Annotated in this window: 25 protein-coding genes; 14 read left to right on the top strand and 11 right to left on the bottom strand. The window is 73.4% G+C overall.

The features are described from left to right. Positions 1 to 159: 159 nt before the first annotated feature. Together LCD33_RS23445 and LCD33_RS23440 are read right to left on the bottom strand one after the other, a co-directional pair. Complete coding sequence (locus LCD33_RS23445) at positions 160 to 612, bottom strand: FCD domain-containing protein (RefSeq protein WP_224958452.1); 453 nt, start codon at positions 610 to 612, stop codon at positions 160 to 162. Continuing rightward, the gene (locus LCD33_RS23440; protein WP_255615491.1) at positions 525 to 752 is read right to left on the bottom strand and encodes a FadR/GntR family transcriptional regulator; all 228 of its coding nucleotides are present in this window, start codon (positions 750 to 752) and stop codon (positions 525 to 527) included. Before LCD33_RS23440 ends, LCD33_RS23445 begins: the two co-directional genes overlap by 88 nt. Here LCD33_RS23440 and LCD33_RS23435 point away from each other — a divergent pair. The 5 genes from LCD33_RS23435 to LCD33_RS23415 are packed head-to-tail and all read left to right on the top strand — an operon-like array spanning position 648 to position 4,867. Continuing rightward, on the top strand, positions 648 to 869 hold the full coding sequence (locus LCD33_RS23435; RefSeq protein ID WP_224958461.1) for a hypothetical protein: 222 nt from the start codon (positions 648 to 650) through the stop codon (positions 867 to 869). The two genes, LCD33_RS23440 and LCD33_RS23435, sit on opposite strands and share 105 nt — an antisense overlap. Before the next feature lie 6 nt (positions 870 to 875). Further along, a complete protein-coding gene (locus tag LCD33_RS23430) occupies positions 876 to 2,351 on the top strand; it encodes an MFS transporter (RefSeq protein ID WP_224967242.1) in 1,476 nt (491 codons plus the stop codon). A gap of 22 nt (positions 2,352 to 2,373) precedes the next feature. Next, entirely contained in the window at positions 2,374 to 3,303 is a 930-nt protein-coding gene (locus LCD33_RS23425; RefSeq protein WP_224958455.1) for a dihydrodipicolinate synthase family protein, read from the top strand. Then, entirely contained in the window at positions 3,300 to 4,199 is a 900-nt protein-coding gene (locus LCD33_RS23420) for an ROK family protein (RefSeq protein WP_224978286.1), read from the top strand. Before LCD33_RS23425 ends, LCD33_RS23420 begins: the two co-directional genes overlap by 4 nt. After that, a complete protein-coding gene (locus LCD33_RS23415) occupies positions 4,196 to 4,867 on the top strand; it encodes an N-acetylmannosamine-6-phosphate 2-epimerase (RefSeq protein WP_224978285.1) in 672 nt (223 codons plus the stop codon). The genes LCD33_RS23420 and LCD33_RS23415 overlap by 4 nt, the downstream gene beginning before the upstream one ends. A gap of 28 nt (positions 4,868 to 4,895) precedes the next feature. Here the strand turns inward: LCD33_RS23415 and LCD33_RS23410 are convergent, their stop codons facing one another. The 5 genes from LCD33_RS23410 to LCD33_RS23390 all read right to left on the bottom strand — a co-directional run bounded on the left by LCD33_RS23410 (position 4,896) and on the right by LCD33_RS23390 (position 8,769). Beyond that, positions 4,896 to 5,114, bottom strand: coding sequence for a PLDc N-terminal domain-containing protein (locus LCD33_RS23410; RefSeq protein WP_224958463.1), 219 nt, complete (start codon positions 5,112 to 5,114; stop codon positions 4,896 to 4,898). 273 nt (positions 5,115 to 5,387) lie between these two features. Next, positions 5,388 to 5,651, bottom strand: a complete 264-nt coding sequence (locus LCD33_RS23405) for a PLD nuclease N-terminal domain-containing protein (RefSeq protein ID WP_224978284.1) — start codon at positions 5,649 to 5,651, stop codon at positions 5,388 to 5,390. A gap of 152 nt (positions 5,652 to 5,803) precedes the next feature. Further along, entirely contained in the window at positions 5,804 to 6,019 is a 216-nt protein-coding gene (locus LCD33_RS23400) for a PLDc N-terminal domain-containing protein (RefSeq protein WP_224978283.1), read from the bottom strand. Between the two features lie 188 nt (positions 6,020 to 6,207). After that, on the bottom strand, positions 6,208 to 7,341 hold the full coding sequence (locus tag LCD33_RS23395; RefSeq protein WP_224958466.1) for a mandelate racemase/muconate lactonizing enzyme family protein: 1,134 nt from the start codon (positions 7,339 to 7,341) through the stop codon (positions 6,208 to 6,210). A gap of 66 nt (positions 7,342 to 7,407) precedes the next feature. After that, positions 7,408 to 8,769, bottom strand: coding sequence for an MFS transporter (locus tag LCD33_RS23390; protein ID WP_224958467.1), 1,362 nt, complete (start codon positions 8,767 to 8,769; stop codon positions 7,408 to 7,410). Between the two features lie 367 nt (positions 8,770 to 9,136). Between LCD33_RS23390 and LCD33_RS23385 the strand changes: the two genes are divergently transcribed. The 8 genes from LCD33_RS23385 (at position 9,137) to LCD33_RS23350 (ending at position 18,910) form a co-directional block, all read left to right on the top strand. Beyond that, complete coding sequence (locus LCD33_RS23385; protein WP_224958468.1) at positions 9,137 to 9,520, top strand: hypothetical protein; 384 nt, start codon at positions 9,137 to 9,139, stop codon at positions 9,518 to 9,520. Between the two features lie 291 nt (positions 9,521 to 9,811). Next, the gene (locus tag LCD33_RS23380) at positions 9,812 to 10,099 is read left to right on the top strand and encodes a helix-turn-helix domain-containing protein (protein WP_224958470.1); all 288 of its coding nucleotides are present in this window, start codon (positions 9,812 to 9,814) and stop codon (positions 10,097 to 10,099) included. A 286-nt stretch (positions 10,100 to 10,385) separates the two neighbouring features. Further along, complete coding sequence (locus LCD33_RS23375; protein WP_224978282.1) at positions 10,386 to 11,384, top strand: tripartite tricarboxylate transporter substrate binding protein; 999 nt, start codon at positions 10,386 to 10,388, stop codon at positions 11,382 to 11,384. After that, on the top strand, positions 11,381 to 11,854 hold the full coding sequence (locus tag LCD33_RS23370) for a tripartite tricarboxylate transporter TctB family protein (protein ID WP_224978281.1): 474 nt from the start codon (positions 11,381 to 11,383) through the stop codon (positions 11,852 to 11,854). Before LCD33_RS23375 ends, LCD33_RS23370 begins: the two co-directional genes overlap by 4 nt. Continuing rightward, on the top strand, positions 11,855 to 13,351 hold the full coding sequence (locus LCD33_RS23365; protein ID WP_224958473.1) for a tripartite tricarboxylate transporter permease: 1,497 nt from the start codon (positions 11,855 to 11,857) through the stop codon (positions 13,349 to 13,351). 55 nt (positions 13,352 to 13,406) lie between these two features. Beyond that, positions 13,407 to 14,276, top strand: coding sequence for an FCD domain-containing protein (locus tag LCD33_RS23360; RefSeq protein ID WP_224978280.1), 870 nt, complete (start codon positions 13,407 to 13,409; stop codon positions 14,274 to 14,276). Positions 14,277 to 14,316: 40 nt separating this feature from the next. Beyond that, positions 14,317 to 16,935, top strand: a complete 2,619-nt coding sequence (gene acnA / locus LCD33_RS23355; protein WP_224978279.1) for an aconitate hydratase AcnA — start codon at positions 14,317 to 14,319, stop codon at positions 16,933 to 16,935. A 118-nt stretch (positions 16,936 to 17,053) separates the two neighbouring features. Further along, on the top strand, positions 17,054 to 18,910 hold the full coding sequence (locus tag LCD33_RS23350) for a transglycosylase domain-containing protein (RefSeq protein WP_224978278.1): 1,857 nt from the start codon (positions 17,054 to 17,056) through the stop codon (positions 18,908 to 18,910). Here LCD33_RS23350 and LCD33_RS23345 read toward each other — a convergent pair. Further along, positions 18,907 to 19,125: a hypothetical protein gene (locus LCD33_RS23345; protein WP_224958477.1), complete on the bottom strand. Its 219-nt coding sequence runs from the start codon at positions 19,123 to 19,125 to the stop codon at positions 18,907 to 18,909. The genes LCD33_RS23350 and LCD33_RS23345 overlap by 4 nt on opposite strands. Before the next feature lie 175 nt (positions 19,126 to 19,300). Here LCD33_RS23345 and LCD33_RS23340 point away from each other — a divergent pair, with 175 nt between their 5' ends. Then, on the top strand, positions 19,301 to 19,990 hold the full coding sequence (locus tag LCD33_RS23340; protein ID WP_224978277.1) for a type 1 glutamine amidotransferase domain-containing protein: 690 nt from the start codon (positions 19,301 to 19,303) through the stop codon (positions 19,988 to 19,990). 89 nt (positions 19,991 to 20,079) lie between these two features. Here LCD33_RS23340 and LCD33_RS23335 read toward each other — a convergent pair whose 3' ends face one another. The 3 genes from LCD33_RS23335 to LCD33_RS23325 form a co-directional block, all read right to left on the bottom strand. Next, on the bottom strand, positions 20,080 to 21,399 hold the full coding sequence (locus LCD33_RS23335) for an aspartate aminotransferase family protein (protein ID WP_224978276.1): 1,320 nt from the start codon (positions 21,397 to 21,399) through the stop codon (positions 20,080 to 20,082). A gap of 70 nt (positions 21,400 to 21,469) precedes the next feature. Beyond that, complete coding sequence (locus LCD33_RS23330; RefSeq protein ID WP_224958481.1) at positions 21,470 to 22,351, bottom strand: SAM-dependent methyltransferase; 882 nt, start codon at positions 22,349 to 22,351, stop codon at positions 21,470 to 21,472. 175 nt (positions 22,352 to 22,526) lie between these two features. After that, complete coding sequence (locus LCD33_RS23325; protein ID WP_224958491.1) at positions 22,527 to 23,264, bottom strand: MerR family transcriptional regulator; 738 nt, start codon at positions 23,262 to 23,264, stop codon at positions 22,527 to 22,529. Between the last annotated feature and the right edge of the window lie 335 nt (positions 23,265 to 23,599).

Here is a 23,599-nt window from a genome sequence, read left to right as displayed (position 1 = left end):
CGTCGGGCAGCCCGCGCTCGGCGCGCAGCGCTTCCCCGACGAAGCGGGCGTCACCGCGCTGGCCACCTGGGACGGGCGGGGCCCGGGGGGGGGGCCGCGCCCGCCCCCCCCCCCCGGCGCCGCGGGGGGGGGGCCCCCCCCGCGTCCGGGCCCAGCCGGTCAACCGTCGAAACCCAGGCGGTGGTCGATCTCCGCGAAGTGGGCGGCCATCGCCTCCCGCGCGGCCGCGGCGTCCCCGGCGCGCAGCGCGTCGACGATCGCGGAGTGCAGCCGCACCGTCTCGGCCTTCTCGGCGGGGCCGGGGGCGCTGAGCGCGTCGTGCGCGGTGCGGTAGGCGTCCCAGAACACGTCGACGAGCTGCCCGATCAGCAAGTTGTCCACCCGCGCGTACAGCAGCCGGTGGAATTCGCGGTCGGCCTCCGGGTCGAGCTCGGTCTCGTCCATCGCGGTGCACAACGCGTCCATCCGGTCCAATGTGGACTCGTCCAGCTCGCCGGCGAGCCGTCCGGCGACGCCGACCTCGATCAGCTCCCGCACCTCGATGAGGTTGCGCAGCCCCACCAGGTCGTCCCCGCCCGCGACGGCGCGGAACGCCAGCGACGGCGACAGCACGTGCAGCGAGGCCTCCCCACGACGGTGCCGTGCCCGTGCCGGACGTCGACGATGCCGAGGGCGCGCAGCGAGCGCACCGCCTCCCGCACGCTGTTGCGCGACACCCCGAGCAGTTCGATCAGTTCGAGCTCGGTCGGCATCAGGTCGCCGGGCCGGAGCCCGCGGTCGTGGATCAGCTCCAGCACGTTCAGAGCTCACCGCTGACCCTGCCGACGCCGGTACCCCGCGCGGACCGGGCCGACGACGAGCGCTCGTGAACCGAGGTGACCCATGCGCCGCGCCACCCCCACCGCAGACCCACCCAGCGCGTCCGCCCCTGGTACCGGCAGCTGGACCGCGCGCAGTGGAAGGCGTTCGCGGCCGCCAGGATCGGCTACCTGCTGGACGGCTTCGACTTCGTGCTGATCACGCTGGTGCTCACCGAGGTCAAGGCGGAATTCGGGCTCACCGCGGTGCAAGCGGCCACGCTCGTGTCGGCCGCGTTCATCTCCCGGTGGATCGGCGGGCTCACCCTCGGCGCGCTGGCCGACCGGTTCGGCCGCAAGTCCGCGATGATCGCCAGCATCGTGCTGTTCTCCGTCGGCACCCTGATCTGCGGGCTCGCCCCCACCTTCGGCGTGCTGTTCGCCGCGCGGCTCGTCGTCGGGCTCGGCATGGCGAGCGAGTACGGCGCCAGCTCCACCTACGTCATCGAGTCCTGGCCGACGTCGATGCGGAACAAGGCCAGCGGATTCCTCATCTCCGGCTACTCCATCGGCACCGTGGTCGCCGCGCAGGCCTACAGCCTGATCGTGCCGAACTTCGGCTGGCGCGCCCTGTTCTGGATCGGGCTGCTGCCGATCCTGCTCGCCGTCTGGCTGCGCCGCAGCCTCCCCGAGTCGCGGGACTGGTCGCGGGCCGCCGCGCGGCAGGACGCGACGCCGTCCGTCATCGGCATCCTGTTCACCGGGCGCCGGGCGGTGCTCAACGCGGTCAGCGGGCTCGCCGCGCTCGGCGCGCTGATCGCGATCTTCACGCAGGCCGCCGGATCAGCGTGGCTGATCGCGGTGCTGGGCGTGGTCGCCGCGGCCGTGTTCGCGTCCTACGTGGTGCAGTTCACCGGGCCGCGCTGGCCGACCGGCATCACGGTGCTGGTCATCGTGTTCACCGCGTTCCTGTACTCGTGGCCGATCCAATCGCTGCTGCCGACGTACCTGAAGACCGACCTCGGCTACAGCACCACCGACCCCGGGAACGTGCTGTTCTTCGCCGGGCTCGGCGCCGCGGTCGGTTGCTGCGTCGCCGGGTTCACCGGGGACCGGCTGGGCACCCGGCGGGCCTACTGGATCAGCCTGCTCGTCTCGCAGGTCGTGATCTTCCCGGTGTTCGCGATCGGCGGCAGCAGCCTGCTCGCGCTGGGCGCGCTGCTGTTCGTGCAGCAGGTGTTCGGGCAGGGCATCGCCGGGTTGCTGCCGAAGTGGATCGGCGGCTACTTCGACGTGCGCCACCGGGCCGCCGCGCTCGGGTTCAGCTGCAACGTCGGTTCGCTGGGCGGCGCCGTCGCCCCGGCGCTCGGGGCCGCGCTCGGCAGCAGCCTGAGCCTGGGCACCGCGCTGGCCGTGCTGTCGTTCGGCCTGACCTTCGTGGTGCTGGTCCTCATCGCCGTCGACGCCCCGTCCCGGATGCAGCGGTGGCTGCGCCCCGACGCGGTGTGGACGACCGACGCGGTCGACGGCAGCGAGATCCGCGCCGCGTCCTGAACCGAGAAACCGAAGGAGAGACATGGAATCCCGCATCCGCGGCGGCGTCGTCCCGCCGGTGTGCACCCCGCTCACCCCCGATCTGGAGGTGGACACCGGTTCGCTGGAACGGCTGCTGGAGCACCTGCTGGCGTCCGGGGTGGACGGCGTCTTCGCGCTCGGCTCCACCGGCGAGATGGCGTACCTGACCGACGCGCAGCGCGAACAGGTGCTGCGCACCACCACCGCCGTCGTCGCCGGGCGCGTCCCGGTGCTGGCCGGGGTCATCGACACCACCACCCCCCGGGTGCGCGAGCACGTGCGCGTCGCGGAACGCGCCGGGTGCGACGCGGTGGTGGCGACCGCGCCGTTCTACACCCGCACCCACCCGGCGGAGATCGCGCACCACTTCCGGCTGCTCGCCGAGAGCACCGAGCTGCCGCTGTTCGCCTACGACATCCCGGTGTCGGTGCACTCGAAGCTGGGCGCGGCGACGCTGCTGGAGCTCGCGGCGGACGGCGTGCTCGCCGGGGTCAAGGACTCCAGCGGGGACGACGCCGCGCTGCGCGGGCTGCTGGTGGAGCGCGCGGACCGCGGCCTGGAGTCGTTCCGGGTGTTCACCGGCTCGGAGCTGACGGTGGACACGAACCTGCGGATGGGTGCGGACGGCGTGGTGCCCGGGCTGGGCAACGTGGACCCGGACGGCTACGTGCGGCTGGCCCGCGCGTGCGCCGCGGGCGAGTGGGACGCGGCGCTGGCCGAGCAGGAGCGACTGGTGCAGCTGTTCGCGCTGACCTCGGTGGGCGATCCGGCGCGGATCGGGGCCAGTTCCTCCGCGCTGGGCGCGTTCAAGGCGGGGCTGCACCTGCGCGGCGTCATCGACCACGCGGTGACCGCACCGCCGCAGCTGCCGCTGACCGCGGACGAGGTGGACGGCGTGCGGCAGCGGCTGGTCGCGGCGGGTCTGCTGTGACGCTCGTGCTGGGCGTCGACATCGGCGGCACCGGGATCGTCGCGGGCCTCGTCACCGCGGACGGGGCGATCCGGGACCGCGCCGCGGTGCCGACCCCGGCGGCGGACGGGCCGGTGGCGGTGCTCGACGCGGTCGCTGCGGCCGCGTCCCGGCTCGGCGGGGAGTTCGCCGCCGCCGGGGTGGGCAGCGCCGGGGTGATCGACCGCGGATCGGGCTCGGTGCGCTCCGCGACGGACTCGATCAGCGGCTGGGCCGGCACCGAACTGCGCGCGGAACTGGCGGCACGGCTGGGAGTTCCGGTCGTGGTGGACAACGACGTGCACGCGCACGCGCTCGGCGAGCTGTGGACGGGCGCGGCCGCGGGCAGGCGGCACGTGCTGTTCGCCGCGGTCGGCACCGGCATCGGCGGTTCGATCGTGGTGGACGGCAGGCCGCACCGCGGCGCGCACGCGGTGGCCGGGCACCTCGGCCACCTGCCGGTGCCCGCCGCGGCGGGGCGGCCGTGCTCGTGCGGCGGCTCCGGGCACGTGGAAGGCGTGGGCAGCGGGCCCGCGCTGCTCGCCGAGTACCGGGCGCGCGGCGGGACTGCGACGACGCTGCCGGAGGTCGCGGTGCGCGTCTCGGACGGGGACGCGCTCGCGGCGGCGGTGCTCGCCGACGGCGCGACCGCGACCGGGCAGGCGCTGGGCGGGCTGGTGAACGCGGTCGACCCGGAGCTGGTGCTCGTCGGCGGCGGTGTCGCCTCCTGCGGCCCGGCCTGGTGGGAGCCGCTGCGCGCGGCGGTGGCGGCCGAGGTGCTGCCCGCGGTGCGCGGGACACCGGTGCTGCCCGCGGAGCTGGGTGCGGACGCGGCGGTGCTGGGCGCCGTCTGGATGGCGTGGGAGGAACTGGCGTGAACGTGCTGGAACGGTTGCGGGGCCGGCTGATCGTGTCCTGCCAGGCCTACCCCGGGGAGCCGCTGCGCGACCTGGATTCGATGCGGCGGATGGCGCTGGCCGCGCTGCACGGCGGTGCGGCGGGCATCCGCGCGCAGGGCCTGGACGACCTGCGGCTGATCCGCGAGTCGGTGGACGTGCCGCTCATCGGGTTGTGGAAGGACGGCGCGGAAGGCGTGTACATCACCCCGACCGCCGACCACGCGGTGGCGGTGGCCGGGACGGGTGCGGACGTGGTCGCCTTCGACGGCACGGACCGGCCGCGACCGGACGGCAGGCCGCCGGCGGAGACGATCGCCGCGATCCACGCCGCCGGGCGGCTCGCGATGGCCGACGTGTCCACTGTGGAAGAAGGAGTGCGGGCGGCGGAGCTGGGCGCGGACGTCGTCGGCAGCACGCTGTCCGGCTACACCGGTGCGGGGCCGAAACCGACCGGCCCGGACCTGGACCTGGTGGCGGAGCTGGCCGCGGTGCTGCCGGTGCCGGTCATCGCCGAGGGCCGCATCCACACCCCGCAGCAGGCGGCCGCGGCGATCGCCCGGGGCGCGCACGCGGTCGTCGTCGGCACCGCCATCACGCACCCCACCACGATCACCGGCTGGTTCGCCGGGGCGCTGCCCTCCCGGTGAGCCGACGGGCCGATCGCCCGCCCCGGCCTCAGGTCGAGCGGAGGGTGCGGGGGCCGCGGACGTACCAGAGCACCGGGCCGACGAACGGCAGCGCCAGCGCCAGCAGGACCCACAGCATTGCTCGGCCGCCGTCGAGCTCCGGCTGCACGAGGATGTCGGCGAGCGCGTGGAGGAAGAGCAGCAAGGCCAGCAGGAGGGCGAGCTGCCACAGCGCGGGTACGCCCAGGTGGTCGAGCAGGTGGTGCACGGTGTCGGCTCCGTTCTCGGTGGTTCGCCGTAGTGGAACCACCGTCGCAGCCGGAGCCGCCCTCCCGCGTCGATCGATCGACCTCGTCGCGCTGTCCGAAGGTCGATCCCCGGGTGGCCGTTCGGCTCGCAGCCGGGTTCTGCCGGGTCGGGCTCGGTGAGCGGGACGCCGGGCCGGGCTCGGCCGGGCCGGCTCGGCGGGCGCTCGGCGGGCGGACCGCGTCGGTCCGGGGTGGCCGCCCGGTCAGCGGGCGTCCGGTGAGCGACCGCCCGGTCAGCGGGCGAAGCGCCGGTGGGCGTCCGGGCGGCCGACGACGAACCACAGCAGGCTGCCCAGGAAGGGCGCGATGAAGGCCAGCACGATCCACACCAGCTTCATGCCGCCGCTCAGCGCCGAGCCGAGGATGCTGATCAGCGCCGCGATGAACAGGAACACGAAGGCCGCCGCCACGAGCAGGCTCCCGCCCACCAGCAGGAAACCCCAGATCTGTTCGGTGCCGTTCGCCGCGGCCATCGACTGCTGTGCGACCAGGGACATCATCGGAAAGCTCCGTTCTCAGTGGACCGTCTCGGTGGCGTCCGCCGCCGACGTGAACCACTTTCGCAGTTCTGGACGTCCTCGCACCTCAGAAGATCGGCCGGAACGGGATTGACCGAAAGTCCTACCTCCGCTGCCGAACGGCCCGCCGGTCAGCACCGGAGCCGGCGCCGCGCGTCCGCGCGGCCGACGACGAACCACAGCAGGCCGCCCAGGATCGGCGCCACGCACACGACGATCAACCAGACCAGCGTCATCCCGCAGCCGGTCCCGGAGGTCAGAACGCTCGTCACCGCGGTGATGAAGAAGATCGCGTAGCCGATCAGGAACAGCGTCAGGAATGCGGCGACCGGGTCGAAGTGGGACATCGGGAACTCCATTCCTCGCGGGGCCGGTGGCACCTCCACCGACGCATCCCACGGTTCCCGCTCCCCCCGGCCGCTCGCCTCGACGAACCGGCCGGACTCCGCGGACCGATCGGCCGAGCCCGTCCGGTCCGGCACCGACCGGCCGTCCCGGCGGACGACCGCGGTGCGGCGCCCGCCGGCCGGGAGGGTCAGGTCTGGTCGTGCTCCGCGACGGTCCAGGCCCGGGCCTGGTCGCTGAGGGTGATACCGAGGCCGGGTCGCGGGGACAGGTGCATCCGGCCGTCGGCGATCTCCAGGTGCTCGTTGAACAGCGGATCGAGCCATTCGAAGTGCTCCACCCACGGTTCGTGCGGGTAGGCCGCCGCCAGGTGCACGTGGATCTCCATCGCGAAGTGCGGTGCCAGCTGCAGGTTCCGCTGCTCGGCCAGCGCCATCACCTTGAGGAACCGGGTGATGCCGCCGATGCGCGGTGCGTCGGGCTGCACGATGTCGGCGCCGCCCAGCCGGATCAGTTCGGCGTGCTCGGCGACGCTGGTGAGCATCTCGCCGGTGGCGATGGAGGTGTCGAACGCGGCCGCGAGGCCCGCGTGCCCCTCGGCGTCGTAGGCGTCGAGCGGTTCCTCGATCCACACCAGGTCCATCGGCTCCAGGGCGCGGCACATCCGGCGCGCGGCCGGCCGGTCCCACTGCTGGTTCGCGTCGACCATGAGCGCGACCTGGTCGCCGATCTTCTCGCGCACCGCGGACACGCGGGCCAGGTCGGTGCGGCCGTCCGGGTGCCCGACCTTCAGCTTGATTCCGCCGATGCCGCCGGCGACGGATTCGGCGGCGCGCTCCACCACTTCTTCCACCGGCGAGTGCAGGAAACCGCCCGAGGTGTTGTAGCAGCGCACCGAATCGCGGTGCGCGCCGAGCAGCTTCGCCAGCGGCAGCCCGGCCCGCTTCGCCTTCAGGTCCCACAGCGCCACGTCGAACGCGGCGATCGCCTGCACCGACAGGCCGCTGCGTCCCACCGAGGCGCCCGCCCACACCAGCTTGTCCCAGATCTTGCCGATGTCGTGGGGATCCTCGCCGATCAGCACCGGCGCGATCTCGCGGGCGTGCGCGAACTGGCCGGGGCCGCCGGCCCGCTTCGAATAGCCGAATCCGATGCCCTCGCAACCGGATTCGGTGCTGATCTCGGCGAACAGCATGGCGACCTCGGTCATCGGCCGCTGCCTGCCGGTGAGGACCTTCGCGTCGCTGATCGGCGTGGCCAGCGGCAGCGTCACCGAAGAGATCTTGACGCGGCTGATCCGGTCGAGGGTGGCGGACTGGGGCATCGGGCGAACTCCCTTGCACGAGGGGATTTTCCGGTCACTGCCTGGATCTCAGTGGGAACGAGCGGTTCAGGAGTCGAAGTGGATGCGCTTGATCGGACCCATCACGGCGAACCCGACGAGCGCGAGCAGCCCGTGGGCGGCGACGAACCAGAGGGCGGTGGTGAACGAACCGGTGGCCTGCACCGTGTAGCCGATGACGATGGGCGTCACGATGCCCGCCGCGTTGCCGAAGGCGTTCATCGTCGAGGCCACGAAGCTCGACGCCTGCGGCGGCGCGATGTCGGTGGTGATGGCCCAGCCGAGCGAGCCCACGCCCTTGCCGAAGAAGGCCAGCGTCATCAGCGCCACGATCAGCACGCTGCTGTCGGTCAGGTTGCAGAGGGCGATGCTGGTGGCCAGCAGCATGCCGAACACGGACGGCACCTTGCGGGCCGCGGTCAGGGAAAAGCCGCGCCGCAGCATCGCATCGGACAGGAATCCGCCGAGCAGCCCGCCGCCGAAGCCGCACAGCGCGGGCAGCGCCGCGACGAAACCGACTTCCAGCAGGGACAGCCCGCGGCCCTGCACGAGGTACACCGGGAACCAGGTGATGAAGAAGTAGGTCAGCGCGTTCACCGCGTACTGCGAGACGTACACGCCCCACAGGGCGCGGGCGGAGAAGATCTGCCGGAAGGTGGCCGCGTTCAGCGGTGCCCGCTCCTGCACCCGTTGCGCGTCCCCGCTCTTCGGGGCGTCGAGGTCGACGAGCCCGCCACCGGAGCTGATCTTCTCGAACTCGGCCGCGGACACCCGCGGGTGGTCGCGCGGCGAGTCCATCCAGCGCAGCCACAGCGCGGCCAGCGCGAACCCGAGCACGCCGAGCAGCACGAACACCCAGCGCCACCCGTACTGGTGGGTGATCCACCCCATGATCGGGGCGAACAGAGCGGTGGCGAAGTACTGCGCCGAGTTGAAGATCGCGGTGGCGCGGCCGCGCTCCGCGGTGGGGAACCAGGCGGTGGCGACCCGCGCGTTCGCGGGGAACGCGGGCGATTCGAACGCGCCCAGCAGCAGCCGCAGCACGAAGATGGTGGCCACCGCGATGAGCACCGGTGTGGTGACCAGCCCGACGGCGCTGACCGCGAGCGTCACCGCCGTCCACAGCACCAGGCTCCACGCGTAGACGCGGCGCGCGCCGAACCGGTCCAGCAGCATCCCGCCGGGCAGCTGCGCCACCACGTACGCCCAGCTGAACGCGGAGAAGACGTAGCCGAGCTGCACGGTGCTGAAGCCCAGCTCCTCCTGCACGCTGCTGCCGGTGATGGACAGGCTGCTGCGGTCCGCGTAGTTCACCACGGTGATCGTGAAGATCAGGGCGAGCACCAGGTAGCGAGTGGGGATGCGCGTCCCCGCCGTTCTCCCGGCCGCTCCCGATTCATTGCCAGACATCGTCGTCCTTCCGCAGGGGAAAGCGAGCCGGTAGTCCCGGAGCGGCACCACCGGGGTTCCCGATCGCGAAGTGCCAGCAGACTAGGGTCGGCAGATCATGCGCGGCCAACACCGTTTCGGCATCATCCGATGCCGAAAATGAATCGGGATTCCGCGCGGACCAACGAAGACGACCGATCGGAGCAGCACCCGGTACCACCTCGGCGGAATCCGATTCATCCGAAGAATTCCCGTTCTGCCGTTGCGGTGATCAGCCTGGAAACGCTCCGGAGAATCGTGTGAAGACCTCACCGAAGCCGATCAGGCTTCCGCTGGCGATCCGTGGGGGAATGCCGGACTGGGGTCCAACAGAAAATCGAGGAAGCGGATGCACATCGCGAAGAAGGCGGCCACCGCCGCCGCGCTGACCGGCGCCGTCCTGGGAACCGCACTGGTGGGAGGCGGCGCGGCCGCCGCGGCTCCGAACGATTCGGACGGCGTCATCACCGTTCTGGGAACGTGCGGGGACACGTTCTCCCCCTCGGTCGGCGGGGGCGCGGCCGGGTGGACCATCACCTGCGGCAGCGGGAAGGTCCGGGTGCAGGGCTGGGTCAAGGACACGAAGGCGGACGGCAAGGCGGCCGAGGTGTACGGGAGCTGGGGCAACGGCGACAGCTTCGGCACCGTCCGGGCCGGTGGGAACGGCACCGAGAAGGAGTTCAACAAATCGCATTCCGGAACGACGGTGAGCCTGCACCTGCGGGTCATCTGATCCACCCGATCCACCGCCCCCCGATTCCGGTACGACAATTGCGGCGGGAATCGGCTGAATCCTGAATTCGAATCGAACCCGGGAGCACGCGCGGCGCGCGCAAGAATGCGCCGCGCGTGTTCCCACGCACCCGGAGCGATTCGGGCGGAGGACGAACCGGGGGCGGGCCGCCGCCGATCGCCCAGTACTCTGCTCGGCGGAGCGGACGGAGGGATCGCGATCAGCACTCGGTGCCCCACGGGCGAGCACGAGCACCACGACGTCTACGAGGCCCAGTGCCCCTGCCGGTCGGTGTTGGACCTGCTGGCGAACAAGTGGTCCGCGCTGGCGATCGGCGCCCTCGAAGCGGGACCGCACCGGTTCGGCGCCCTGCAGCGGCGCCTGCAAGGGGTCAGCCCGAAGGTGCTCACCCGGACGCTGCGCCGTCTGGAGGCGACCGGGCTCGTGGCGCGGACCGTGTACCCGGAGGTACCGCTGCACGTCGAGTACGAGCTCACCGAGCTCGGCCGCGGCGCCGCCGTCCCGCTCAACGCCCTGCGCGCCTGGGTCGAGGACCACATCGACCAGCTCCCGCGCTGAACGGACGGGCGCTCCGGCGCCGCGCGCTCCGGTGCTCGCGAGCACCGCCCCGGACGCATCCCTGCCGCACGTCCCGCCACCGGCGCACGCTTCCCGCCGCCGCGGCGATCCCGCACACCCCCGAGCTCGTCCGGCCGCGGCTGTTGACTGCGCCACACCCAGCTCCATATTGTTCTTCCGCTCGACTTAGTACAAACCATGATCTTGCGGGAGCGCACATGACGATCAGCGGCGATCGTTGTCCGGGCGGCGGCCGCGCCGCCGAACGCGCACGGCGGCGGACCCCGTGCTGAGGCCGGGCGGGCTCGTCACCCGGTGCGCGACGGCGGTCCTGGGACTGGCGGTGGTCACCGCGGGCGCGACGTCGGCGTGGGACACCGCCCGCTCCGGCGCGGGACTCCGGGACAAGCTCAAGATCGTGGCCCCGGCCGCCCCCGGCGGCGGCTGGGACACCACCGCCCGCGAGCTCCAGCACGCCGCGCAGGCGAACGAGCTCACCGGCACCGCCGAAGTGCTCAACGTCGAAGGCGCGGGCGGCACCATCGGCCTCGCCCGCACCGCGAACCAGCCCGGCGACCCGAACACGCTGCTGCTCACCGGCACGACCATGCTCGGCGCGATCGAGATCAACGGGTCGCCCACCCGCGTCTCCGACACCACGCCCATCGCGCGGATCACCGAGGACTACGACGCGATCGTGGTGCCCGCCGACTCCCCGCTGCGCACCGTGCACGACCTGATGGACCGCTGGCGGGCCGACTCCGGCGGGGTCGTCGTCGGCGGCGGCTCGATCGGCAGCCTGGACCACCTGCTGGCCGGGTCGGCGGCGGCCGAGGCCGGGGTCGGGCCCGCGGGGTTGAACTACATCGCCTACTCCGGCGGTGGCGAGATGGTCGCCGCGCTGCTCGGCGACCACCTCGACGTCGGGTTCGCCAACACCGACGAGATCAGCGACCAGGTCGCCGCGGGCGAACTGCGGGTGCTCGGCGTCTCCGCGCCGCAGCGCACCGCCGACCTGCCGGACGCGCCGACGCTGCGCGAAGCCGGCGTGGACATCGTGCTGTCGAACTGGCGCGGGCTCGTCGCCGCACCCGGCATCACCGCCGATCAGGCCGCGGACGCGCGCGCGTTCGTCCGCGAGCTCACCGCCACCCCGCAGTGGCGGGACGCGCTGCGGCGCAACAACTGGCTGGACGGGTTCCAGGACGGACCCGAGTTCGACCGCACCCTCGCGGCGGAGACCGACCGGATCCGCGACATCACCGAGAAGCTGGGGCTCGCATGACCACCACCGACGCCACCTCCGGACGCGGTTCCGACCGGCTGCTCGCGGGCATCGTGCTCGTCCTCGGCGGCTTCCTCGTCGTCGAAGGGCTGCGGTTGCCGCTGCCGGTCAACGTCGGCCACCTCGGCCCGCAGTGGTTCCCGATCGTCGTCGGCGCGCTGCTGGTCGTGCTCTCCGGCGCGCTGCTGCGCGGGAGCGGCCGCGCCCCCGCCGAACCGCGGGAGCGGACCGATCGGCGGGCGTTCCTGCTCGTGGTCGCGACGCTCGCCGCGCACCTGGTGCTGCTCCCGCTGCTCGGCTGGATCCCGGCGGGCACCGCGCTGTTCTGGGGCGTGGCGCGGGCCCTCGGCAGCGGCAGGGCCCTGTTCGACCTGGGCGTGGCCGTGGTGTTCGCCTGCGCCGTCCAGTTCGCGTTCACCGCCGGGCTCGGCGTCGCGCTGCCGGTCGGACTCCTCGCGGAGGTGCTGTGAATGGACGCCTGGAACCTGCTGCTCGGCGGCTTCGCCGACGCGCTGTCCCCGACGAACCTGCTGCTGTGCCTGGTCGGCGTGGTCCTCGGCACCGCCGTCGGAGTGCTGCCGGGGCTGGGCAGCTCGATGGCCGTGGCGATGCTGATCCCGCTGACCTTCCGGCTGGAACCGACCGGGGCGTTCATCATGCTCGCCGGGGTGTACTTCGGCGGGCAGTTCGGTGGGGCCACCACCGCGATCCTGCTCAACACGCCCGGCCAGTCGTCGTCGATGGCCACCGCGTTCGAGGGCTTTCTGATGGCCCGGGCCGGACGCGCCCCGCAGGCGCTGGCCACCTCGGTGCTCGGGTCGTTCGTCGGCGGGACCATCGCCTGCATCGCCGTGGTGTTCTGCGCGCCGCACCTGGTGGACTTCGCACTGCGGTTCGGGCCCGCCGAGTACTTCGCGCTGGCGCTGTTCGCGTTCGCCGCCACTGCCGCGGTCGTCGCCGACTCTGCGGTGCGCGGGATGACCGCGCTGGGGCTGGGCCTGGCGCTGGGGGTCGTCGGCATCGACGCGCAGACCGGGGTGGCGCGCTACACGCTCGGGTCGGACTCGCTGCTCGACGGGATCAGCGTCGTCGTGGTCACCGTCGGGATGCTCGCCATCGGCGAGGTGCTGCACGTCGCCGCGCGAGGTCCCGGCACCCACCGGTTGCAGGACGTCGCTTCCGGGCGGCCCTGGCTGAGCCGCCGGGACCTGCGGCGCTCGTTCCTGCCGTGGCTGCGCGGCACGGCCGTCGGCCTGCCGTTCGGCGCGATCCCCGCGGGCGGCTCGGAGATCCCCACGTTCCTGTCCCTCGGGCTGGAGCGGCGGCTGGCCCGCCGGCGCGGCGGATCCGAGTTCGGGCGCGGCGCCATCGAAGGCGTCGCCGCTCCCGAGGCCTCGAACAACTCCACCACCGCGGTGTCGCTGGTCCCGCTGCTCGGGCTCGGCCTGCCGACCTCCGCGACCGCGGCGATCATGCTCGGCGCGTTCCAGCAGTACGGGATGCAGCCGGGGCCGCTGCTGTTCGAGAAGGAGGGCGATCTGGTCTGGGCGCTGCTGGCGAGCCTGTTCATCGGCAACGTGCTGCTGCTGGTGCTGAACCTCCCGTTCGCGCCGGTGTGGGCGAAGCTGCTGAGCATCCCGCAGCACTACCTGTACGCGGCGATCGCCGTGTTCGCGACGCTCGGCGCCTACTCGTCGAAGCTGGCGATCTCGGACGTGGTGCTGGTCTACCTGGTCGGATTGCTCAGCTTCCTGTTGCGGCGCACCGGGGTTCCACTCGCGCCGGTGCTGATCGGCGTGATCCTCGGCCCGCTCGCCGAACGCGAGCTCCGGCGGGCGATGGCGCTGGGGCAGGGCGACGTGCTGGTGCTGGTGCAGGGTCCGATCGCGATCGGCCTGTACGCGGTGCTGGCCGCGGCGCTGGTGGTGGCGCTCGGGATGCGGCGGCGGGCCGCGGCGCGCGGGTGAGGAGGAGCCCGCGCCCGCCGATTAGCATCGCCTCGACGACGACGGCGAGGAGATCATGGCCCCCACCATCGAGACGCAGGTCATCGACCTGATCCGGCGTTCCGGGCTGGAGCGGGACGCGCACGTGCGCGAGCAGTGGGTGGCCGATTCGCTGGACATCTCCCGCTCGCCGGTGCGCAAGGCGCTGTCCTACCTCGCCGAGCTGGGCCTGGTGACCCGGCAGCCGAACCGCGGCTACTTCCTCAACCGCTCGGCCGCGGAACTGGCGCACGTGGACCTGTCGGCGGACGACGCCGCGGAGGACGCGTACTTCCGCATCGGCGACGACCACCTCAGCGGCCGGTTCACCGGCGAGTTCACCACCGCCGAGGTGCGTCGGCGGTACGGGCTCACCGCGCGCGAGGCCGACCGGGTGCTGCTGCGCATGGAGCGGGAGGACCTGATCCGGCGCAGGCCCGGCCGCGGCTGGGCGTTCCAGCACCTGCTGACCACCGCGGAGGCGCACGACCAGAGCTACCGGTTCCGCATGATCGTGGAACCGGCCGCGGTGCTCGAACCCGGCTTCACCGTGGACGCCGAGAAGTTCGCGCTGCACCGCGAGCAGCAGCGGGCCCTGCTGAACGGGGACGCGCTGCTGCTGCCGCGCGGCGAGCTCTTCCGGGTGAACGCCGAGTTCCACGAGATGGTGGTGGGCTGCGCGGCGAACGCCTACCTGCTCGATTCGGTCAGCCGGGTCAACCGGGTCCGCAGGCTCGTCGAGTACCGGCACCAGACGGACCGGCAGCGGCTGGTCCGCCAGGCGCGGGAGCACCTCGAACTGCTGGACCTGCTCGAAGCCGGGGACCGCGAGGCGGCGTCGCGGTTCCTGCGCGACCACCTCGACGAGGTGCGCGCGGTGAAGACGCGGCTGCCCGGCACCCGCTGAACCATTTTGTTTTTACGCGCGACTTCGTACAATCATTGTCATGGTCGGAACCGCTGAACTCACCGTCGGGGAGCGCGCGCACCGGTACGTCCCGCTGCGGGAGATCGCATCCGAGGCGGAGCTGGCCGCGATGCCGCACGCGATCCGCGTGCTGCTGGAGAACGTGGCCCGCCGCGCACCGGCCGCGCTGCCCGCCGTGCTGCGCCGCGCGCGCGACCGCACCGGCGATTGCGCGGTGCCGGTGCACCCGAACCGGATCATGCTGCACGACACCACCTGCCTGCCCGCCCTCGCCGACTTCGCGGGGATGCGCGACGGCCTCGCCGAGCTCGGCGGCGATCCGGAGCTGCTGCAGCCCGCCATCCCGGTGGACCTCACCGTCGACCACTCGGTCATCACCGAGGTCTACGGCACCGCCGACGCGGTGGAGCGCAACCTGCTCATCGACTTCCGGCGCAACCGGGAGCGCTACGAGTTCATCAGGTGGGCCGAGCGCAGCGTGCGGAACTTCCGCGTCGTGCCACCGGGAACCGGCATCATCCACCAGGTCAACATGGAATCCCTCGCGCGCGTGGTGTGGGCGGACGACTCCGGCGAGGTGCCGCTCCTGCACCCCGACCTGCTGGTGGCGACCGACAGCCACACCCCGATGATCAACTCGATCGGGGTGGTCGGCTGGGGCGTCGGCGGGCTGCAGGCGCAGGCCGCGATGCTCGGCGAGCCCGTCGTCCTCCCGTTCCCCTCGGTCGTCGGCGTGCGGCTGCTGGGCAGGCTCCGCAGCGGGGTCACCGCCACCGACCTGGCGCTGACCGCGACCGAGGTGCTGCGCGCGCACGGCGTCATCGACAAGTTCGTCGAGTTCTTCGGCCCCGGCGCCGCCGACCTCGGCTGGGCGGACCGCGCCGCGGTGGCGAACATGGCACCCGAGTACGGCGCGACCTGCGCGTACTTCCCGTTCGACCAGCAGGCGCTGGACTACCTCGAACTCACCGGCCGCGACGCCGACCACCGGGCCGTGGTGGAGGCGTACCTGCGGGCGCAGGGACTGTTCCGCACCGGCGGGGAACCCGACCCGGTCTACGACGAACTGCTCACGCTCGACCTGGACGCGGTGGAACCCAGCGTCGCCGGGCCCCGGCTGCCGCACGCGCGGATCCCGCTGTCCCGGGTGCCCGCGGCCTTCCGCGCCGCCGCCGGGGAGCAGGAACCCGCCGCGGGCGCGTTCGACGAGCCCGTTCCCGCGGGCGGTGTCGCCATCGCGTCCATCACCAGCTGCACCAACACCGCGAACCCGGCGCTGATGGTGCAGGCCGGGCTGCTGGCGCGGCGGGCGGCGGAACGCGGGCTGCGCGCCAAGCCGTGGGTGAAGACCTCGCTGTCACCGGGTTCCCGGGTGGTCAGCGACTACCTCGACGCGGCCGGGCTGCTCGCCGCGCTCGGCGACACCGGGTTCCACGTCGCCGGGTTCGGCTGCATGACCTGCATCGGGAATTCGGGGCCGCTGCACCCGGCGGTGGACGAGCTGGTCGACGAGGGGTTCGCCGCGACCGCGGTGCTGTCCGGGAACCGCAACTTCGCCGGGCGGGTCAACCCGAAGGTCGACCACTCGTTCCTGGCGTCCCCGCCGCTGGTCGTCGCCTACGCGCTGGCCGGTTCGGTGCTGCACGACTTCGAGGCCGAACCGATCGGGCGAGACCGGGACGGGACGCCGGTTCACCTCGCCGACCTGTGGCCGTCGGACGAGGAGGTCCGCCGGGTCGTCGCGGAGTCGGTGCGCCCGGAGATGTTCCGCGCCAACACGGGCCGGCTGCGGGACGGCACCGCGCACTGGCACGAGCTGAGCGCCCCCGCGGGCACCCGGTTCCCGTGGGACCCCGCCTCTACCTACATCCGGCGACCGCCGTACGTGGCGGACCTGCCCCGGGACCCGCGGGGCGAGCTCGGGTTCGACGGCGGCCGCGTGCTGCTGCTGCTCGGCGACGACGTCACCACCGACCACATCTCCCCCGCCGGGGCCATCCCCGCCGACAGCGCGGCCGGGCGGTACCTGCGGGAGCGCGGCACGCCGCCGCGCGACCTGAACCAGTACTCCACCCGGCGCAGCAACCACGAGGTGATGCTGCGCGGCGCCTTCACCAACCGGGCCGTGGTCAACCGGCTGCTGCCGGACCGGGAGGCGGGGGGGGGGGGGCGCGCGCGCGGCGCGGCCGGGCGACCGGCTTCCGCTTACGAGGCCGCGATGTCCTGCCGCGAGGCCGGGATCCCGCTGATCGTCGTCGCGGGCAAGAACTACGGCGCCGGGTCGAGCCGGGACTGGGCGGCGAAGGCGCAGGCGCTGCTGGGCGTGCGCGCGGTGCTCGCCGAGACCTTCGAGCGCATCCACCGCAGCAACCTGATCGGCATGGGCGTGCTGCCGCTGCTGTTCGAGCCCGGGGAGTCCGCCGCCGACCACGGGTTCCGCGCCACCGACGAGCTCGCCCTGACCGCGCCGGAGGCGCTGGTGCCCGGGCTGAACCGGCTCGTGCTGACGATCCACCGGGACGGGGGCGAGCGCTCGCTCACCGTGCTGCTGCGGGTCGATTCGGACAGCGAGATCGCCTACCTCCGGCACGGCGGCACCCTCCCCTACGTGATCCGCGGGGCGCTGCCGCGGGCGTGAACGAGCGGGCGCGCGGTACTCCGGGTCGTGCGGTTCCGGGGCCGCGGCCGCAGCTCGCGGGGAGATCCCTCGCCGGAAGCGGTGGAACATCCGCCGGCCGCCCGGCAAGATCAGCGGGATGGACGAGGACACGACCGCGGCGCGGCGCCCGCGGAAGCGGTGGCGCCGCGCCCTCCGCGGCGTGCTGATCGCGTGCGGCGCGCTGGTGGCGGCCGTGGGGATCGCGTTCGGCATCGGCTACCTGGTGTGGCCCATCCCGGACCCGGTCGAGATCGCGGCGCGCACCGACCAGTCGGTGCTGATCGCGCACTCCGACGGCAGCGAGATGACCCGGATCGTGCCGTCGTCCGGGAACCGGACCATGGTCGACGACCTGCGCGCGGACGTGTCGAAGCCGATGCGGGACGCGACGCTCGCCGCCGAGGACGCGTCCTTCTACCGCAACAGCGGGTTCGACCCGCTCGGCATCGTGCGGGCCGCGTGGTCGCAGGTGACCGGCGGCGTGGGCGGTGGTTCCACGCTCACCCAGCAGTACGTCAAGCTCGCCACCGGCGCCGACGAGCACACCTACACCCGCAAGTTCAAGGAGGTCGTGCTCGCGTTCAAGGTGACCAACGAGCTGCCGAAGGACGAGATCCTGCAGGCCTACCTGAACACCGCGTACTACGGGCGCGGCGCGTACGGGGTGCACGCGGCCGCCGAGGCCTACTTCGGGAAGCCGCCCGCCGACCTCGACCCGAGCGAAGCCGCGCTGCTGGCCGGGATGGTCCAGCGCCCGACGGAGAACGACCCGGCGTACAACGCCGAGCAGGGCCGGGCCCGCTGGGAGTACGTCGCCGGGCAGCTGCGGCGGCACGGCATGGTCGACGACGCGCAGGCGGCGAAGATGCGGATGCCCGGAACCCGGGAGCGCTTCGCCTGGCGCGGCGAGGCGCTGTCCGGCACCACCTACGAGATCCGCCAGCAGGTGCTGGAGGAGGCCGAGCGGGCCGGTTTCACCGAGGGCACCTTGCAGCGCGGCGGCTATTCGATCATCACCACCATCGACGCCGCGGCGCAGCGCGCGGCGGAGCAGGCCGTCGCCGAGGTGACCGCCCGCGCACCGGGCTCGCACGCGGCGCTGGTCGCGATCGAACCCGGCACCGGCGCGGTGCGCGCGTACCACAGCGGTGCCACGACGGCGGGCGGCTACGACTGGGCGGCGGCGCCGCAGCACCCCGGCACGGCGTTCGAACCGTTCGCGCAGTTCCTGCAGCTCGCGGGCTCGCAGGCGTCGCAGGAGGCCGGCTGCGAGGGCCCGGAGTGCTCGTCCCCGCGCCCGCAGGCAGCACTGGAGGCGGAGACCGTCCGGCGGAGCGCGGCGCGGCTCGGCTTCGACACCGGTTCGTGGGAGCCGTCCGGCCGGTCCGCGTTCGACGCGTTGACGGCGGGCGAGCAGCCGGTCAGCGCCACCGACGTCGCGCACGCCTACGCGACGATCGCCGCGGACGGGCAGGAGCGGAAGCCGCGGATGCTGAGCCGGATCCTGGACCAGGACGGCCGCGAGGTGCTGGCCGCCGAGTCCGCCCCGCACCCGGCGTTCGCCGAGGACGCCGAAGCCTCGGCGTTGCTGGCGCGCAAGGTCGCCGGTTCCCGGTGGCCGGAGCTGGCGCGGTCCTACGGGACGGAGCCGCTGGTGGTCGAGCGCGGCCGGTACCACTCGATGACGGCGTGGACGAGCGGGTTCACCCCGCGGCTGGCGACGTCGGTGGTGCTCAGCGCCACCGACGAGCAGAACCGGTCGCGGCCGCTGGTCGACGCGGACGGCCTCCCGCTGGACGGGACGGCCGCCACCGACGACGTCTGGCGCCTGTTCGAGGTGGGGCGCGGAGGCGCCGGGGCGCTGCCCCCGCAGCCCGAGCAGGGAGCCGAACCGGGGGCCAGGCCGGGCGGCCGAGCCGAGGAGCCGGACCGGGAGGTCAGGCCGGGCGCCTAGGCCGGGACGACGGGGACGACCCAGCCGTCGTCCGCGGCGGTCCACTCGACCTCGCGGGTCCAGCCCGCGGCGCCGAGCTCGGCGTCGGCCCGTTCGATCCGCGCATCGCCCGCGGGCAGTTCCAGCTCGGTGACCGGCGAGCCGCGGTCGTCGCGGACGACGACCACGGGCGGCCCGCCGGAGTTCGCGGTGATGAAGTGCGCGTTGTTCGCCATGTGCGCCTCCTGGTCCGGTGCGGGCCCCGCGGCGGGGCCTCCCCACCGGGAGTACCCGGTCGGCGGGATCACCACGCTCGGACCGGTCCCCTGGTGTGAAGATCGGCCCGGCCGGGGACCCCGGACGTGGGCACCGCCCGACCGAACGTCCTGCAGCCGAAGTGGAAAGCAGCTCATGAAGGTCCTGATCGTCCTCACCTCGCACGACCGCCTCGGCGACACCGGGAACAAGACCGGTTTCTGGCTGGAGGAGCTCGCCGCGCCCTACTACCGCCTGAAGGAGGCCGGTGCCGAGCTCGTGCTCGCCTCCCCGCAGGGCGGCGAGCCGCCGCTCGACCCGAACAGCGGCGCACCCGACGCGCAGACCGACGCCACCCGCCGCTTCGAAGCCGACCCCGAGGCGACCGCCGCGCTCCGCTCCACGGTGCGGCTGGACTCGGTGTCGGCCGACGACTTCGACGCCGTCTTCTACCCCGGCGGGCACGGACCGCTCTGGGACCTCGCCGAAGACCAGGACTCGATCCGGCTGATCCAGGACGTGCTGCGCGCCGGGAAGCCGGTCGCGCTCGTCTGCCACGCCCCCGGGGTGCTGCGGCACGTCGCGGATCCCGCCGGTTCCCCGCTGGTCCGCGGCAAGCGCGTCACCGGGTTCACGAACTCCGAGGAGGCCGCGGTGCAGCTGACCGAGGTCGTGCCGTTCCTGGTGGAGGACGAGCTGAAGTCCCTCGGCGGCGACTACTCGCAGGGCCCGGACTGGTCCTCCTACGTGCTGCGGGACGGCCTGCTCATCACCGGCCAGAACCCGGCCTCCTCGGCCGCGGCGGCCGACGACCTGGTGGCGCTGCTCGGCGAGCGGACCGCCTGACCCGGTCGGGACCGGCGGCGGCCGGGCGATCCGGCGCCGGGCCCGGGAAGCACGAGCGAACCGGTGCACGACGCAGGGGCGGCCTCCGATCAGCGCGCGGTGGACGGCGGGCCGCCCACCACCGCGCGCAGCGCCGACTCCAAGCGGTCCACGCCTTCGTGCAGGTCGGCCTCCTCGATGGTCAGCGGGGGCGCGATGCGGAAGATCCCGCCCATGCCGGGCAGCTGCACGATGTTCACGTGCAGCCCGCGCTCCAGGCAGGCGGCGGTGACGGCGCGGCCCAGGTCGTCGGCCGGGGTCTTGCTCGCCTTGTCGGTCACCAGCTCGATGCCCTGCAGCAGGCCGCGGCCGCGCACGTCCCCGACCACCTCGTACCGGTCGTGCAGGTCCAGCAGCCGGGACCGCAGCTCCGCGCCGAGCCGCGCGGCCCGCGGCACCAGGTCGTCGCGCTCCAGCACGTCGAGCACGGCCAGCGCCACCGACGCGGCCAGCGGATCGGAGACGTGCGTGGTGAAGAACAGGAATCCGCGCTCGTGGCAGGACTGCTCGATCTCCGGGGAGGTCAGCACCGCCGCCACCGGGATCCCCGCGCCGAGCGTCTTCGACAGGGTCAGCAGGTCCGGCACCACGCCGTCGCGCTCGAACGCGTACATGGTGCCGGTGCGGCCGAGCCCGGTCTGCGCCTCGTCGAGGACCAGCAGCATGCCGCGGCGGTCGCAGTGCTCCCGCAGCTTCGCCAGGTAGCCAGCGGGGAGTTCGATGATGCCGCCGGAGGACAGGATCGGTTCCACCACGCACGCGGCGAAGTTCCCGGTGGACTGCTGGTCGACGAGCCGGAAGCCGTAGTCCAGTTCGGACTCCCAGTCGTAGGAGCCGTCGGCGTGCCGGAACGGCGAGCGGTAGGCGTCCGGGGTCGGCAGCGTCAGGTTCCCCGGCACCGGCGGCCCGTACCCGCGGCGGCCCGCGGAGAACGTGGCGGCCGCGGCACCGGAGGTCATCCCGTGCCAGGAGCGGTCGAAGGCGACGACCTCCCAGCCGCCGGTGTGCAGCTTCGCCATCTTGATGGCGGCCTCGTTGGATTCGGCGCCGGTGCTCAGCAGCAGCATCCGGCTCAGCGGGTCCGGCAGCGTCGCGGCGAGCCGCCTGCCGAGCTCCACCACCGGCCGGCTCAGCATCCCCGAGTACAGGTGGCCGAGGTTCGCCACCGCCTCCCCCGCCGCGCGCACCACGTCCGGGTGCGCGTGCCCGAGCAGCGCGCTCATCTGCCCGGACGTGAAGTCCAGGATGGCGTTCCCGTCCGAGTCGTGGACGTGCGAACCGGCGGCCCGCTCGATGATCCGCGGCGTGAACGGCCCGCCGTACCTGACGAGGTGGTCGGCGGCGCACCGCCAGAAGTCCTGGTCGTCCACTGTCCGCTCCCGGCTCGGCGCCACGTGTGCGACGCCGAGCCTAACGATCAGCGGCGGGACGGCAAGGGTGCTAGCCGCGCGGCTGGAGCGGTTTGCGGCCGACGCCCGCCCAGATCCCGGACTGCTCGGGGTGCTCGAACCCGAGGTCCTTGGTGTGGTTGGGGCTGCGGTCCTCCGGGTGCCACTCGGACGTCCAGGCCATGCCCGGTTCCATCAGCTCGAAGTCGCCGAGCAGGCCTTCGATGTCCTTGCGCGGCCGCCAGATCACCGGGCTGGAGGAGCGGTCGTACATGGCCTTGATACCGGCGAGCTTGTCCTCCATCTCCGGCAGCACCCCGTCGTCGGTGATGTGCGAGATCGCGAGGTAGGAGCCGGGCGGCACGAGTTCGCGGTAGCGGGCGACGACCTGCTCGGAGATGTCGGTGCCGTCGGTGCCGAACTGCTGGACGTGCAGGACCGCGATGAGCAGCACCGCGATCGGCTTCTCCAGGTCCAGCACCCCGGTCTCCAGCGCGCGCTGCCACAGCTTGTCCGGGTTGCGCAGGTCCGCGTTGACGGCGGCGTGCCGCTTCGGGTCACCGTGCTTGTCCAGCAGCACCTTGGAGTGCGCGACCGCCACCGGCTCGTTGTCGATGTAGACCACGCGCGAGTCCGGTTCGATCTCCTCGGCGACCGAGTGCGTGTTCCCCATGGTGGGCACGCCGGACCCGATGTCGATGAACTGGTGCACGCCGTGCGCGACCAGCCGCCGCACGGCCCGGTGCAGGAACAGGCGGTTGCTGACGGCGATCGGGCGCAGCAACGGGTACTTGTCGATGACGCTGCGGCCGAAGGCCCGGTCGATCGCCCAGTTCGCGTCGCCGCCGAGGTACCAGTCGTACACCCGGGCCACGCTGGGCTTGGTCAAGTCCGCGGTTTGCGGTGGGTACGGATCCTTGCCCGAGACGCTCATACGTGTGATCTTCCTGCCGCCGCCGAGAAGTCGTCCGCACACTGTAGTACTCCGCGTGCACGCTGTGATCCACGCACGGTCACCGGACCGCTCTGGCTCGGAACACGGCTCGTGGGGCGCTCCTCGACCCGTGCCGCGCCACCTCGCGGCGGACGCGGCGAACCGGGCGTTCCGGTCATCCGCCGTCGTCCCGGGGCCGCTCGGCGACCTCGGGGCCCACCCGCCGCAGCACGTCTAGCTGGGCCGCGTTGTAGAGCTCCGCGACGGCTTTGCCGACGGTCCGCCGGGCGAACGCCGGGCCGCCGGGCGCGTCCTCGTGTGCCTCGGTCAGGTCCGGGTTCAGCGCCCGCAGCGCCCGCACGTAGGGCCTCATGCGCTCGGCGAGATCGGCGCGGGTCGCCTCGTCGGCGTCCGCGGGCAGCGCGTCGAACTCGTCGGCCGCCGGGTCCTGCGGCAGGTTCTCCAGCATCTTCGCGTAGGTCCGCATGCCTTCGGGGCCGAGGACGCGGGTCACCACCACGACCAGGTTCCGGTCCGCATCGGACAGGTCCCGCACGCCGGGTGCCAGGTCCGGCGGCAGTTCGGCGGGGGTCGCGCGGTTGAGGACGACGCCGAGTTCGACGCGGGCGCGCTGCAACCGTTCGATGGTGGCGGCGAGGTCGGCGTCCAGCGCGCGCAGCGCCTCCGCCGGGTGCTCGTCGTCGGCGCCCATCTCGGCGACCTGGGCGAGGGAGAAGCCGAGCTCGGTGAGCCGCTTGATCCGCAGCACCCGCAGCAGGTGCGCCACCCCGTACTTCTTGTAGCCGTTCGATCCCCGCTCGGGCTCGTCGAGCAGGCCGACGTCGTGGTAGTGCCGCACCGCGCGCAGGGTCGTGCCCGCGAGCTCCGCGATCTCCCGGGTGCTCCAGCCCACCGCGCTCATCCCTCTCCACCGGCCCCTCTCCACCGGCCGCGCCCGGGACCGCTCGCCGCGGTGGGCCGGTGCTCGGGCGCGTCCGGTGCCCCGGGCCGGTGCCGCGGAGCATATCGAGTGGATCTCGGGGTCGCCGCCGCACGGGCCGCCGCGCACCGCGGCCCCGGCCCGCTCCCCCGGCGCGCTCCCCCGGCGCGCGGAGACCGGCGCGGGTGCCGGACGCACCGCGGCCCCCCCCCCCGCCCGGGGGGGGCGGGGCGGGGGGCGCCGGGGGGGGGGGGGGGGGGGGGGGGGGGGGGGGGGGGGGCCGCCGCCCCCCCCCCCCCCCGCCCCCG

Origin of the sequence: Saccharopolyspora sp. 7B (assembly GCF_020177435.1) — a bacterium.
Lineage (GTDB): Bacteria > Actinomycetota > Actinomycetes > Mycobacteriales > Pseudonocardiaceae > Saccharopolyspora_C > Saccharopolyspora_C gregorii.
The sequence above is the reverse complement of the archived record's forward strand: the minus strand, read 5'-3'. Positions and strand labels throughout refer to the sequence as shown.